Here is a 12,722-nt window from a genome sequence, read left to right as displayed (position 1 = left end):
CCTACTCCAACCTGTGGGGGGCGACCAGCCCCGGCGCCGGACTCAGCCCCCCAGCGCACGGCCCATGGCCTGACCGCTGGTGAAGGCATGGCCGGCCTGCGGGCCAAGCGCCCAGTCCCCCCCGATCAGGACGCGCCCGCCGGCCTGCGCGAGGAAGTCCCGGCCCATGGGCACGGCAGTGCGGGCATAACGCCAACGGTGCGCCATGGCGATGTCGGGCTGACGGGTTGTGCCGAGGTGCGCCATCAGGGCATTGGTCAGAACGTCGCGGGCATCGTCGCGGTCGAGTTCGAGATTGGCCCGGCTCCAGTCGGGGGCGGCGTGGGCAACCCAGACGGGGCGGTCGCCATGGTGCTGACACAGGACGCTGGCGAAAGGTGCGCCGCCCGTTTGACGCGCCAGCGCCGGTCCGCCGTTCCAGCTGGCCATGAGGGTCCAGCAGGGATCCATGCGCGCCGCCTCGATCCGCTGCACGCCGGTGCCGTCCAGCACCGCCGCCAGAACCCGCGCGGCCTGTGGCGCGGGAATCGCACAGATCAGCCGGTCGAACGTGCCCAGATCCTCGTCACAGGCGTCCAGCAAGGCCAGGCGCCCGCCACGCCCGATGACGCGGGCAACCTCGGTTGCGCGCCGGATGTCCAGCCCGACGGCCAGCGGTTTCACCAACCCGCTCATCCCGGGCAGGCCACGGTGGGTGTTGGGCGCATCCCGGATCGGCTTGGCCGCGCCCGCCGCCGTGGCAGCGATCAGGTAGGCGGCCAGATCGCCCCCGGCCGGAGCGACCCCCGGTGCGCCGTGATCGAACGCCCAGGGTGCGCGGCGGCGCGTCGCCAGACGGCCGCCGAGGCCCCGCCCCTTGTCGAAGATGACCGCCGGTCTGCCGGCATCGGCCAGAATGCGCGCCGCCGCCAGCCCGGCCAGCCCCGCCCCGATGATCGCCACGTCCATGTCGTTTCCTTTGCCAGGGTTCAGCGGAGTCTAGCCCCCGCACCGGCCATGACCAGACTTGGCGGCGGAATGAGTATTTGGATCAATGAGAAGCGGGGGATGGCATTGCCGGGCCGGGGCGTGCGGTCTAAGACGAGGCCATGGAACGTTTTGATCAATCGCCTACCGATCCCGCCTTTGTCCAATCGCCCTATGGCGCCTATGATCGTGCGCGCGACATGGGAGACATCGTGTTCTGGGCCGATTACGGCTTGCCCGCCACAACCACGCACGCCGCGACGCAGGCGGTGTTGCGCGACCGCCGGCTGGGCCGCGAGGCCCCGGGCGAACATGCCGAGGCACCGGCCCCCCATACCGCGCCGTTTTATGCCGTCGAAGCCCATTCGATGCTGGAACTGGAACCGCCGCGCCACACCCGGCTGCGCGGCCTGGTGTTGCGGGCGTTCACGTCCCGCCGGATTGCCGGGCTGGCCCCGGATATCGAGGCGCTGTGCCATCGGCTGATCGACAGCTTCGGCGGCGAGGTCGAACTGCTTTCGGCCTATGCGCGGGCCGTTCCCGTCACCGTGATCGCGCGGCTGCTGGGGGTACCCGAGACCATGGGCGATCAGTTGCTGGCCTGGTCGGGCGCCATGGTCGCCATGTATCGGCCCGGCCGCACCCGCGCCGAAGAGGATGCCGCCGCCACGGCCGCGCGCGCGTTCTCGGATTTCCTGCGCCGCCATATCGAGGCACGGCGCAGCCGCCCGGCCGACGATCTGATCACCCATCTGATCGCGGCGGAGGAGGACGGCGCCAGGCTGACGCCGGACGAGATGATTTCGACGTGCATCCTGCTGTTGAACGCGGGACATGAGGCGACGGTGCACGCCCTGGGCAACGGCGTGAAGACCCTGCTGGAGACCGGCACGCCGTTCTATCCCGAGAATTCCGTCGCGATCGCCGAGGAGATCCTGCGCTTTGATTCGCCGCTGCACCTGTTCACGCGTTGGGTGTACGAGTCGGTGGAGATCTTCGGCCACCGCTTTGCGCGCGGCGACCGGATCGCCTGTCTGCTGGGGGCGGCGAACCGCGATCCCGCCGTGTTCGCCGATCCGAACCGGTTCGATCCGGCACGGTTTGGCGGCAAGGCCCCGGTGCAGCTGGCGTTCGGCGCGGGGCCGCATTTCTGTGTCGGGGCGCCGCTGGCGCGGCTGGAGTTGCAGATCGCGCTGACGGTGTTGTTCGCGCGTTGCCCCGACCTGGCGCTGTGCGGGGTGCCGCGCTATGGCGACATCTATCATTTTCACGGGCTGGAGCGGCTGGAGGTCACGACAGGCTGAGCGCCCGTTGATAGAGCGCGACCAGCCGGCGCGCGGTCGCGTCATCGGGCGGCACGCTGTCGGCGGCGAGCAGGAGGCGGCCGAACAATGCCGCCGTGTCCGGCGATTCCAGCATCGCGTCGATCCGAGCGCGTGCCGTCGTGCGGGCCGCCTTTTGTGCCGCGGCCACACCCGGCAAGGCCAGAAGGCGATCGAACTCCGCGTCCGTTGCCGCCGCCATGGCGTCGATCGAGCGGTCTTCGACGGTGTTGAAGTTGCGTTCGATCCAATAGGTCAGGTCGATCGCCTTGTCGGTGTGGTTGGGCAGGCCCCGGGCCTGTTTCAGAAGGAAATCCCCCGCCGAACGCAGGGAATAATGGTTCAGCTGGACCAATCCGGTGGCCAGGGGATCGCCCCAGAGCATGATGCGGTTCGCGGCGCTGGCAAACCCGTCTGGCAACGCGCGACCTGACCCGTCGACCCAACGCACCGTCCGGTCACCGGGTTTCGGCCGATGCACCCCCGGTTTCGCGAAGGCGGCGCGCCGGTACAGGGTCTTGAAGAAGCGCGACAGCGGCGGATAAAGCGCGTCGGGCGCTATCGCCCGCCTGAACGCGCGCCGAGTCGCCTGATCGGGCGGCATGGCGTGGCCGCCATGGCCGAACAGCCGCCATGGCAGGACGATGGCATCGGCGGCGCATCGGTCGATCAGGCCCGGCAAGCCGCCACCGGGCGCGCGCAGGTTGATGAACTCGTCACAATCCATCACGGCGATCCAGTCGGCCGCCGCATGAACGGGATGGCGGGCCGCAAGGCGCAGGGCCGACCATTGCGGCGTGCGCCCGTCCGGCACCGGGTTGCGGATGTGATGCACGACGCCGGCGCCGCCGAGCAGGTCCAGCATCGTGTCGGTGCCATCGCTGCAATCGTTCGAAAAGACCAGGAAGTCATCGACCCCCGCCGCGCGATGATGGGCGATCCACTCCAGAAGGTGCGGCGCTTCGTTGCGCATGGTGGTGACGATGGCGATCCGGCTCATGGCGTGCCGCCCGTCGCCGCGTGCCAGAACCGGTCGTAAAGCGGCGCCAGCACGGCCATCCTGGCGGGGCCAAGGGTGTCGTTCAGGCGCGCAAGCTCGGTTTTGAACTGTGGCCAGTGCGGGCCGTAGGTGAAGGAATGATAGTGCAGGATCTTCGGCGTCGCGTCGGGTTCGAACGCGCGGTCCGAGATCGAGAAGTTATAGACGTCGGGCAGCACGTCATAGGCCAGCCCGAAGCGTTTCAACGTGACGGGCAGCGCGATCTGGTCCAGCCAGGGGCGCTTTTTCGCCACCGACACGTTCCAGTCGATCTCGCGCGCGGTGGCGAGCCAGAGTTGGGCAAACGGCTTTGACGCGCCCGGATCGCTGTGAAAGCCGATCAGGCCGGCGTTGAAGTATGGCAGATACGAAACCCGGCGGCGGCGGGTCAGGCGGACGCGGTCGGTGGGCAGGGCCAGATCGAAATGCCCATAGACCCGGTCCCAGCGATCGTTGCCCTTGCCCCAACCGGGCGTGCCGTCGGGAACCAGCGATACCGCGGTGGGCGTGATGCGGCGTTCCAGGTCCAGGGGGGCGACACAGACCATGTCGGTGTCGAGAAACACATGCCGCGATGTGGCCCGTGGTGCCGCACAGGCGAACAGCTTGTTGCCATGGGGATAGGGCTTTTTCCAGAAGGACCGATCGACCGCCAGCGGGCGCAGATCGACGCCGAGATGGGCGAACGCCTCGGCCGTGACCCGCGGCATCGCGGGTGCATCGGGCCCGTCGGGGCGATAGGCGATCAGCGTATAATCATCGCCGGTATGGCCGCGCAGGGACGATGCCAGAAGCAGGCCCTGCGCTTCGAGATGGGGGCCTTCGACCACGAAGAAGGCTGACAGGTCGGCGCTCATGGCTGCACGGCTTCGGCGGTGGTCCAGCCTGCGCAGATGGCCGAATCCAGCGGCAGGCGGGCGCGATAACCGTTGGCTTTCAGGGCGGTCTTGAACGACTCCAGATCTGGCTGCGCCTCGGCCCAGAGCCGCCCGGCAAGAATCAGCACCGGCGGCACCGGAGCGCGCAAGGCGGCGATGGCGGCCGGTGTGATCGCCGGATCGCCGAGGAGAAGGACATGGGGCAGAGCGTTGGCAACCTGGGTGGCCAGCGTGCCGGGATCGGTTGCCATGGGGCGGGCGGTCAGCGTTATCCGGCCTTCGGGAACGATCGCGTTCTCGGCCATGATCCGTCTGATCAATCCATGCAGCGGGGCGGATTCCTCTTGTATCCACAGTGTCAGATCGGGGCGTTCGCGCGCCAGCCGGGTCGCCAGGAATCCGGCACCTGCACCGATTTCCATGTAGGTCGTGAACTCGGGCAGCAGGGTCGGCAGGTTGCGCGCGAGGTTGCGTTCGAACTTGCCCGCCTCGATATTCAGCAGGGCCGGCGGCGTGAAGACACGCGGATCGGCGGGCAGCCGGATGGAATGATTGTCGAACCAGTCGAGCGGAACATTCGCGGCAAGGTCGATGTCACCGCGCACATAGGTTTCGACCGGCGCCAGCGCGCGATCCTGCGCGGGCTTTGCCTTTTCGGCGTCGCGGGTTTCGCCGGCGCGCTTTTCCACCTCGCTCATCAGGGCGGCGATCTTTTCGGGGTCGCGTTCCTTTGGGGGTTTCGCTTCGACCTGCGTGATGGGCACGGCGCTGGCGGTCTTGAGTTGCGCGACGAAACCGGCATAGTCGGGCGTGCGCTTGAATTCGGCCAGCCGTGCCTCGGCCCGCTCAAGCGCCGCGTGATGCAGCCGGTTCAGGACCGGATCGCCCAGCAATCCTTCGAAGATCTCGCGCCGGCACGCGGAATAGCGCAGCATCGTGTCGTCGCGCACCTCGTTTCGGTCCTGCAGCGACCAATAGCTGTCGTTGTACTTGTCTTTCTTGTCGTTCACGTTGCCGCGGAACTTGCGGATCGCATAGCTGTCGATGCTTTTCACCGCGTAATGGTTCATCTGCGCCCAATCGTATCCGACCGTGCGCACGATCGAACGCCAGCCGCGGAACTTGAAATACTCCTCCATCTCGCGGCCCGATCCGTTCAGCCAGCGCACCGAGGCGGGATAATCGGTGTCGAGCACGCGGTTCTTCAGCTTGGGCCGGTGGATGCCTAGCTTCCAGGCGTCGGGATCGAATCGGAACAGGGTTTTGACCCCCCATCCCTTGTTCCACATCGGCGGCGCGGCCATCAGGTATTGTTCGGTGACGAAATCGCGGCTCCAGTCGACCACGCCACCCGACCCGAAAATCCGCCATGTGATGACGATGCCGTTGGCTCCCGCCGCCACAACGCCGTCGAGCAAATCGTCGAGGGTGCCGTCGCCGTGACGGATCGACAGGAATTCGTCGGCGTCGAACACCATCACCCAATCGCTGTCCTGCACCTGGGGTTCGGCCTGGGCGTGCTTGATCGCCGACGGCTGTGGCTTGATCCCCGGCTTGATGACGTTGCGGCGGTGATGGGCCAGGCCCAGCGTTTCCAGCCGGATCAGCATGTCGTCGGTGCCGTCGGTGCAATCGTTGGTATAGACCACCAGATCGGTGAACCCGACGGCGATGTGATGCGCGACCCATTCCAGAAGGAACGGCCCTTCGTCCTTCATCATCGACACGGCGGTGATCTTGCCATGGCGGCTGACGTTCTTCGCCGGCAGACCCGGACCCGTGCCCTCTGAAATGCCCAATCGTTTCCCTGCCCGCATTATTCCGGCACATGGCCGTTATTTCTTCACTTTCGTGCATCATAAGGGCGGAGGAACGTTCCGCACAACCGCACCTGTCCGCGTGACAGTGTTCCCCAAATCGGGCAGGGTCATGGCAGAACAAGAAACAATCGCGGGCAACCCGCGAAACGAGAGGCATATATGGCAAACCCCGAACGCCGCCCGGTCGCATCCCTGTGGATTGGCGAAAAATTGCAGTATATCAATCAACTGTGCCTGCTCAGCCACGTGCAGCAGGGGCATCCGACGACGCTGTATTGCACCGATACGGTCGAAAACGTGCCCGACGGCGTGATCGTGCGCCCGGCCACCGATATCATGGACATCGACATGGGCGTGGTCGGCGCAACGTCGGCCTCGTTCCTGTCGAACGTGTTCCGTTACAAGATGATCCAGAAGACCGACGCGATCTGGATCGATTGCGATGCGTTCTGCCACCGGCCGTTTCCCGACGACATCGACCACATCTATGCCGGGCACGGGTTTCGCGGCGCGCTGAACTGCGGTGTGGTCAAGATCCCGCGACAAGGCGCGTTGATCGACGCGCTGCTCGATTACTATGACAACCTGCCGCCGGCCCCGCCCTGGTTCAACAAGAACCAGAAGAAGCGGCTGGCCCGCCAGGACGAAAGCCTGCCCCATGCGGTCAAGATCTATAACGCCGAGCGGACGGCCTTCGGCCCCCAGGCATTCACCTATTTCGCCCAGCAGACCGGCGATTACGACCGCGCCATGGCGCCCGAATACCTGTATCCCGTGCCGTTCCAGTTGAACGACATTTTCTTCGATCCCCACGGGCGGGTCGAGGGGTGGTTCACCGACAACACGCTGTCGGTGCATCTTTATACCAACGGCACCCGGCCCTGGTGGAGGAAGAACGTGCCGCTGGAAAATTCCTATGTCTGGCGGATGGCGCGGCAGGTCGGCGTCGATCCGGCTCTCGCGCTGGAGTGACCGGATGGCCCGCCCCCGTCTGACCTTCGCCTATATCGTCGAGCCGCCGGAATACCAGATCTTCGCCTGCACCCTGCTGGCTTCATTGCGCAAATGCTGGGGACCGGACGTCGCGGCGGTGGGATATTGCCCCGCCCACCGGTTCGACGAATTGCACCCCGCGGTGCACAAGGCGCACGCGATGATGGGGGCCGAGGTGCGCCCGATGGTCACCGAAGGCATGTGGGACACCGAGTATCCCCACGGCAACAAGATCATAGCGGCGATGCAGCCGCGCGATTCGGATTTCTCTGCGTTTGTGGACTCTGACGTGCTGTTCCTGGAACCCAACGACCCGGCGAACCTGTGCCGCGACGGCCATGTGTCGTGTTCCATGGCCGCGTCGATGACATGGGCGGATCAGGACATATGGGATCCGATCTGGGGCGCATTCGGTCTGCCCGTTCCGGACGAAAGGATGCACCTGATGCGCCGCTCGCCGGATCCGGTGGTGCCCTATTTCAGTGCCGGGCTGGTGGTGTTTCCCGAGAACGCGGAAGGCGGTGCGCAGCGGTTTCCCGACGTCTGGTACGACAGCGCGCGCACCGTCGACCGGATCGAAACACTGGACAACCGCCGCCCCTACCTCGACCAGATGACCCTGCCGGTGTCGATCCGGCGGGCCGGGCTGGACTGGAACGTGCTGCCCGAGGAACAGCATTACATCATGGGCGGGCGGATACGCGGCGAACCCCTGCCCGACGACCGGACGATCCACACCGTGCATTATCGCCACAACGGCGTGCTGAAGGAAAGCGGGCTGCTGAAGACGGCCCGCGGCATCCTGCACGAACAGACCGGCGTGTCCTATGTGCGCCGCCTGACCGAAGGCAACCTGCGGAAGACCGGCTGATGCGTATTGTTATTTCTTCCCCCGACTCTTCCCGCCCTGCGCACCGTTGCCCCCGCCATCATCCATGAGAACACCATGACCCTGCCCCTGCCCGAAGCGCCAAAGACGGATGGTGAACTCCAGGCGGACAAGATCATCCGCCGTCACAAGCGCAACCTTCGGAAGGCCAGCGCCGAAGGTTTCCTGCGCGGCGTCTGCGCCATGCTGCGCCCCGGCGACCTGGCGCTGGATTGCGGCGCGAACATGGGCGTGGTCACCGCACAGCTTGCCGCGACGGGCGCCGACGTCATCGCCTATGAGCCGGACCCTTTCGCCTTTGCTCGCCTGTGCGAGCGTTTCGCCGATCACGCCAACGTCATCCTCGTCAATGCCGCCGTGGGCGCAACGGCGGGAACGGTCCGCCTGATGCGTGCCGAGGGATTTGACGACAACCCCGAGGGCGCGTCGGTGAAATCGACGATCCTCGACGGCGGCCGCGCGATCGACGCCAGCACGGGGGTCGAGGTAAACTGTCTTGATTTCACCGAAATCCTGCGCCGCGAAGCGCTGGCCCGTGGCACCATCGCCTTCGTCAAGATGGACATCGAAGGCGCCGAGCTGGACATCCTGGAAGAGATGCACCGCCAGGATCTGTTCGGCACGGTCCGTTGTCTGGTGGCCGAGACCCACGAGCGGAAGTTCAAGGCGTTGCGCCCCCGCTTTCGCCAGTTGCGCCGCGATCTTGGTGCGACCTATGGCCCCGGGCACGTCAACCTGGACTGGATCTGAGGCGGTCGGGATCACAGATAACCTGTGATTGCACCAAATTGCCTTGTTGTGTCCACATCGGCAGAACATTCATCTGCTGTTATCGAAGATGACAATGACCGATCTGTTTGGGGTGCGCGCAATGACAGCGATGGATGACATGGTTTCCGATGATCCCGAAGACGACGAAGAAAACGTCTCGATCGACCGGCTGGACCGTTTTTCCTATGGATTGACACCCTATGACGCGGTGGCCTTCCAGCGGCGTGGCGCATCGCTTCTGGTCAGTTTCGAAACCGCTTCGGATCCCGATGTCGCGTTGAAGACCCACCGTTCGCGCCTGCACGAGTTGGCCGATGACATGGACTGGTCCCATCTGTCGCTGGCCTCCCGCGGCGCCACGCTGTTTCGCGCGCCCGAAGTCATCACGTTCATCGACGCGCTGGCCGACAGCACGCTGTTCGATCAGTTCGACGATGTGCTGTTTTACGGCGCCGGCGTCGGCGGTCACGGCGCGCTGTCCTATGCGCTGACCGCGCCGACGGCCCGTGTCCTGGCCATCGCGCCCCTGGTCGGACTGGACGGGCGCAACGGCCCGACCGATCCGCGTTTCGATCTGGAAGACGGCATCGACATTTCAGAGCGATATGCCGTGAACGACGCCAACCTTCAGGCTGCCGGTGATGTGTTTCTGGTGCTGGACGCCGCTGATCTGGCGGACAATGCACAGGCCCGCTGCCTGACCGGGGCCAACATCCACACCCTGATCTGTCGCGACGTCGGCGAGGTGCTTGAACGCGCGCTGAACGATCTGGGGGTGCTGGACGATCTGCTGGTTCACGCCATGGACGGCGTTCTGACGCCCCAGCTGTTCTATGCCGAAATGCGCGTCGCCCGCCGCGAAAACTCGGCCTATCTGCGGCGGCTGACGGCCCGGCTGATCGAACGCGACCGGCCGCTGCTCGAGGCGATGGCGGTGCGCAACGTCGCTTATCGGACGGGCCGCAAGCGGTTCGAACGACGGCTGGCGCAACTGGAGGCGGCCCTGATCGAACGCGGGATCGCACTGCCCCCGCCCCTCGACCCGGATCGCACCTCGGGCTGAGGCGATCCTGTCACGGCGGTGGCGGGTGCGGTGCGCGTGCGTTCAGAAGTGCGCCCGATCCTGGCGGACGGGCCCGTTGATCTGGTCGCGCCGCAGGCCCATCTGGGCCAGTTGCGCATCGCTCATCGCCATCAGGGCTTCGATCCGCATGCGGCGTCCGCGGGCCTCCTGGGCCTGCATCACCGCGTTGGCCACCGCGCGCCCCGCCCGGCGCAAGGCCGCCAGCGGCAAGATGTGAGACGGCTGGTCGTGTTCGTGTCGCGCTGCGGCGTGTGTTGCAGTGGTCATGGAACTGCTCCTTCTGTCCTGCGATTATTTTCTATCTTGACCAGATAGATAACCATCACACCGCAGAAGTGTAGGCCCGATGCCGCATCGCAGCATTGCAGGGACCGCAAGGCTTGCAGGTCGCACGTCCGCGGAAAGGAATTGGTAACCCGGGCATGGCAGGCTCGGACTCATCCCTTGGTCGGAGATCGCACATGCCGTCCCATCACACGAGGCTTCAACGGCAGAACCACTGTGTCGCCCGCGAAACGGAACCGCGGCCGCTGGCCCCTAGCGGGTGTCCGTCGGCAGGCCAAGGCGTGGGCCGCGTTTTGACAGGCGTCGCACGTTGGCATGCGTCTTGCGCCCCAGCGGCTTTACCGCGGCATCCAGAATCTGATCGGGCCGTTTGCCGGACATCAGGGCATTCGTGGCCTTGGTCGACGCCGCGATCATCGCCGGCCCCTTTTCGGCGATCATGCGGCGATTCTCGGACGGTGCGACAGACCAGAGCCCCGCCATGCCCATCATTCGATAGGCAATCACCGTCTGCGCCTCGGCCATCATCTGCGCGGTCGCGCACCAGGTGGCAAACATGTCGAAAGGGGATGCGGGACGGCGGGGCATGGCGAATCCTGTGCAGGTGCAATTTCCATGGGCGCCGTCATGGCGTTCACAGCGCTGTCACATGGCCATCCGCCACACCCGGCGCAAGGCCGGCCCGCTTTTTCGCACCCCGTTGACCCGCGACAGGCGAACCACCCCCGGTCGACCATCAAAGTCTCGATGCCGCAGCCGGCGTGCGGAACCTGTGCAGAGGGCGATTTGCAGACTGGAAACCTGTCCGGCGACGGGCTATGGCGATGCCATGGACAGATTGACCCTTCGCCGCCCCGACGACTGGCACCTGCATCTGCGTGACGGCGCGATGCTGAACGCCGTTCTGCCGGAAACCGCCCGCCATTTTGCGCGCGCGTTGATCATGCCGAACCTGGTGCCCCCGGTGGTCACCGCGGCCGACGCGGCGGATTACCGCGACCGGATCCTGGCGGCCAAACCGCGCGGCTCACGGTTTCAGCCGCTGATGACGCTGTATCTGACCGAAGACACGGATGTGCGCGACCTGCGCGCTGCCGCCGAGATCGGCCTGATCTCGGCCGTCAAGTTGTATCCTGCCGGTGCCACGACCAATTCGGCAAGCGGCGTCACGGATTTCTCCAAGGTCAAGCGCGTGCTGGAAAACATGGCGCAGATCGGCCTGCCGCTGTGCGTCCATGGCGAGGTGACGGACCCCGCGGTGGACATCTTCGATCGCGAAGCGGCGTTCATCGAAACGGTTCTGGACCCGATCCGGCGCGACGTGCCCGGTCTGCGCGTGGTGATGGAGCATGTGACCACCTCGGACGCCGTCGACTATGTGCGCGGCGGCGGTGACGACATCGTCGCCACGATCACCACCCATCATCTGGTGATCAACCGTAACCACATCCTGGCCGGCGGGATCCGGCCGCATTATTATTGCCTGCCCGTGGCCAAGCGCGAAAGCCACCGGCGCGCCCTGGTCGCGGCCGCCACCTCCGGTGATCCGTCGTTCTTCCTCGGCACCGACTCCGCACCGCACCTGGATGCGGCCAAGTTGCAGCCCTGCGGCTGTGCGGGCTGTTTCACGGCCACCAACACCCTGTCGGTCCTGGCCGAAGTGTTCGAGGCCGAGGGCGCGCTGGAGCGGCTGGAGGCCTTTACCTCGCTGAACGGCGCGGCCTTCTACGGCATCGAGGCCAATGACGAGCGCATCGTTCTGGTCAAGGGCGATCCGATCAACGTGCCGCCAGGGATCCTGACCGACGAGGGGGTCGTCACGGTTTTCGATCCGGGCATGCCCCTGCATTGGCATGTCGAAGGCTGAAGCGGCGGAGCCTGCGGCACGCGTATTTGGATCAGTAAGAAAGACGGGGACACGATGATTCCGACGGGATTTCCAGCCAAGCAGGAGATGGCGCGGCTGAGTGCACGGATGCTGCTTGAGATCGGCGCAGTCAAGTTCAACGCCACCGAGCCGTTCATCTTCGCATCGGGATTGGCCGCGCCGGTCTATGTCGATTGTCGCGCGCTGATTTCCTATCCCCGGATCCGCGCGACGCTGATGGATTTCTTGGCCTGCACCGTCATGCGCGAGGCCGGGTTCGAAGCCTTCGACAATGTCGCCGGGGGTGAAACCGCGGGCATTCCGTTCGGCGCCTGGATGGCCGAACGGCTGGCGCTTCCGATGACCTATGTCAGGAAGAAACCCAAGGGATACGGGCGCAATGCCCGCATCGAAGGCGTGATGACCGAGGGGCAGCGCGTGCTGCTGGTCGAGGATCTGACGACCGACGGGGGCAGCAAATTGTCGTTTGTCGATGCGATCCGCGAAACCGGTGCGACCTGTGGCCACACCGCCGTCATCTTCTATTACGGAATCTTTCCCGAAACGCTGAAGACCCTGGGCGATCATGGCGTTGCGCTCCATCATCTTTGCACCTGGTGGGACGTTCTGGAGGAGGCCCGCGACAGCGGAGCCTTCGACGCCGAGACCCTGCGCGAGGTCGAATCGTTCCTGCGCGCGCCCGACGTCTGGCGCGCGGCCCGCGCAAAGGGGTAACCCGGCCGAAGGCGGAAGCCTGCCGGTGCGGCGGCGTGAAATGCCGTCGATCTGGAGGGTGACGGTTTCGGAA

The 12,722-nt window shown here is 65.7% G+C and carries 13 protein-coding genes; 7 read left to right on the top strand and 6 right to left on the bottom strand.

Annotation, left to right across the window (positions count from 1 at the left end):
- Nucleotides 1-42: 42 nt before the first annotated feature.
- Nucleotides 43-948, bottom strand: a complete 906-nt coding sequence (locus CFP68_RS00260; protein ID WP_099823249.1) for an NAD(P)/FAD-dependent oxidoreductase — start codon at nucleotides 946-948, stop codon at nucleotides 43-45.
- Between the two features lie 140 nt (nucleotides 949-1,088).
- Between CFP68_RS00260 and CFP68_RS00255 the strand changes: the two genes are divergently transcribed.
- On the top strand, nucleotides 1,089-2,270 hold the full coding sequence (locus CFP68_RS00255; protein ID WP_099823247.1) for a cytochrome P450: 1,182 nt from the start codon (nucleotides 1,089-1,091) through the stop codon (nucleotides 2,268-2,270).
- On the opposite strand, the gene CFP68_RS00250 is transcribed toward CFP68_RS00255, so the two are convergent.
- The 3 genes from CFP68_RS00250 to CFP68_RS00240 are packed head-to-tail and all read right to left on the bottom strand — an operon-like array spanning nucleotide 2,257 to nucleotide 6,004.
- Nucleotides 2,257-3,288, bottom strand: a complete 1,032-nt coding sequence (locus tag CFP68_RS00250) for a glycosyltransferase family 2 protein (RefSeq protein ID WP_099823245.1) — start codon at nucleotides 3,286-3,288, stop codon at nucleotides 2,257-2,259. The genes CFP68_RS00255 and CFP68_RS00250 overlap by 14 nt on opposite strands.
- Nucleotides 3,285-4,184, bottom strand: a complete 900-nt coding sequence (locus CFP68_RS00245) for a hypothetical protein (protein ID WP_099823242.1) — start codon at nucleotides 4,182-4,184, stop codon at nucleotides 3,285-3,287. Before CFP68_RS00245 ends, CFP68_RS00250 begins: the two co-directional genes overlap by 4 nt.
- Nucleotides 4,181-6,004 carry a glycosyltransferase family 2 protein gene (locus CFP68_RS00240; RefSeq protein ID WP_241523893.1) on the bottom strand — a complete coding sequence of 608 codons (1,824 nt, stop codon included), beginning with the start codon at nucleotides 6,002-6,004 and terminating at the stop codon, nucleotides 4,181-4,183. Before CFP68_RS00240 ends, CFP68_RS00245 begins: the two co-directional genes overlap by 4 nt.
- A 180-nt stretch (nucleotides 6,005-6,184) precedes the next feature.
- Between CFP68_RS00240 and CFP68_RS00235 the strand changes: the two genes are divergently transcribed.
- The 4 genes from CFP68_RS00235 (at nucleotide 6,185) to CFP68_RS00220 (ending at nucleotide 9,741) form a co-directional block, all read left to right on the top strand.
- Nucleotides 6,185-6,997, top strand: coding sequence for a hypothetical protein (locus CFP68_RS00235; protein ID WP_099823240.1), 813 nt, complete (start codon nucleotides 6,185-6,187; stop codon nucleotides 6,995-6,997).
- 4 nt (nucleotides 6,998-7,001) lie between these two features.
- A complete protein-coding gene (locus tag CFP68_RS00230; protein WP_099823238.1) occupies nucleotides 7,002-7,889 on the top strand; it encodes a hypothetical protein in 888 nt (295 codons plus the stop codon).
- A gap of 75 nt (nucleotides 7,890-7,964) precedes the next feature.
- Nucleotides 7,965-8,657: an FkbM family methyltransferase gene (locus CFP68_RS00225; protein ID WP_099823236.1), complete on the top strand. Its 693-nt coding sequence runs from the start codon at nucleotides 7,965-7,967 to the stop codon at nucleotides 8,655-8,657.
- Between the two features lie 94 nt (nucleotides 8,658-8,751).
- A complete protein-coding gene (locus tag CFP68_RS00220) occupies nucleotides 8,752-9,741 on the top strand; it encodes a hypothetical protein (RefSeq protein ID WP_099823234.1) in 990 nt (329 codons plus the stop codon).
- A 42-nt stretch (nucleotides 9,742-9,783) separates the two neighbouring features.
- On the opposite strand, the gene CFP68_RS00215 is transcribed toward CFP68_RS00220, so the two are convergent.
- Both CFP68_RS00215 and CFP68_RS00210 read right to left on the bottom strand, forming a co-directional pair.
- A complete protein-coding gene (locus CFP68_RS00215) occupies nucleotides 9,784-10,029 on the bottom strand; it encodes a hypothetical protein (protein WP_099823232.1) in 246 nt (81 codons plus the stop codon).
- Nucleotides 10,030-10,299: 270 nt separating this feature from the next.
- Nucleotides 10,300-10,635, bottom strand: a complete 336-nt coding sequence (locus CFP68_RS00210; protein ID WP_241523892.1) for an antifreeze protein — start codon at nucleotides 10,633-10,635, stop codon at nucleotides 10,300-10,302.
- Between the two features lie 241 nt (nucleotides 10,636-10,876).
- Between CFP68_RS00210 and pyrC the strand changes: the two genes are divergently transcribed.
- Both pyrC and CFP68_RS00200 read left to right on the top strand, forming a co-directional pair.
- The gene (pyrC, locus tag CFP68_RS00205; RefSeq protein ID WP_099823228.1) at nucleotides 10,877-11,914 is read left to right on the top strand and encodes a dihydroorotase; all 1,038 of its coding nucleotides are present in this window, start codon (nucleotides 10,877-10,879) and stop codon (nucleotides 11,912-11,914) included.
- A gap of 54 nt (nucleotides 11,915-11,968) precedes the next feature.
- Nucleotides 11,969-12,649 (top strand): orotate phosphoribosyltransferase, encoded by a 681-nt coding sequence (locus CFP68_RS00200; protein ID WP_099823226.1) that lies wholly within the window; start codon nucleotides 11,969-11,971, stop codon nucleotides 12,647-12,649.
- The last annotated feature ends 73 nt before the right edge of the window (nucleotides 12,650-12,722 follow it).

Origin of the sequence: Oceaniglobus indicus (assembly GCF_002751875.1) — a bacterium.
Taxonomy (GTDB): domain Bacteria; phylum Pseudomonadota; class Alphaproteobacteria; order Rhodobacterales; family Rhodobacteraceae; genus Oceaniglobus; species Oceaniglobus indicus.
This window is presented reverse-complemented; position numbering and strand designations above follow the sequence as displayed.

Bases quoted from the DNA above. Each gene is read 5' to 3' on its own strand.
- CFP68_RS00230 (WP_099823238.1), top strand. From the start codon at position 7,002: ATGGCCCGCCCCCGTCTGACCTTCGCCTATATCGTCGAGCCGCCGGAA.
- pyrC (WP_099823228.1), top strand. From the start codon at position 10,877: ATGGACAGATTGACCCTTCGCCGCCCCGACGACTGGCACCTGCATCTG.
- CFP68_RS00220 (WP_099823234.1), top strand. From the start codon at position 8,752: ATGACCGATCTGTTTGGGGTGCGCGCAATGACAGCGATGGATGACATG.
- CFP68_RS00225 (WP_099823236.1), top strand. From the start codon at position 7,965: ATGACCCTGCCCCTGCCCGAAGCGCCAAAGACGGATGGTGAACTCCAG.
- CFP68_RS00255 (WP_099823247.1), top strand. From the start codon at position 1,089: ATGGAACGTTTTGATCAATCGCCTACCGATCCCGCCTTTGTCCAATCG.
- CFP68_RS00215 (WP_099823232.1), bottom strand. From the start codon at position 10,029: ATGACCACTGCAACACACGCCGCAGCGCGACACGAACACGACCAGCCG.
- CFP68_RS00245 (WP_099823242.1), bottom strand. From the start codon at position 4,184: ATGAGCGCCGACCTGTCAGCCTTCTTCGTGGTCGAAGGCCCCCATCTC.
- CFP68_RS00260 (WP_099823249.1), bottom strand. From the start codon at position 948: ATGGACGTGGCGATCATCGGGGCGGGGCTGGCCGGGCTGGCGGCGGCG.
- CFP68_RS00250 (WP_099823245.1), bottom strand. From the start codon at position 3,288: ATGAGCCGGATCGCCATCGTCACCACCATGCGCAACGAAGCGCCGCAC.
- CFP68_RS00210 (WP_241523892.1), bottom strand. From the start codon at position 10,635: ATGCCCCGCCGTCCCGCATCCCCTTTCGACATGTTTGCCACCTGGTGC.
- CFP68_RS00200 (WP_099823226.1), top strand. From the start codon at position 11,969: ATGATTCCGACGGGATTTCCAGCCAAGCAGGAGATGGCGCGGCTGAGT.
- CFP68_RS00235 (WP_099823240.1), top strand. From the start codon at position 6,185: ATGGCAAACCCCGAACGCCGCCCGGTCGCATCCCTGTGGATTGGCGAA.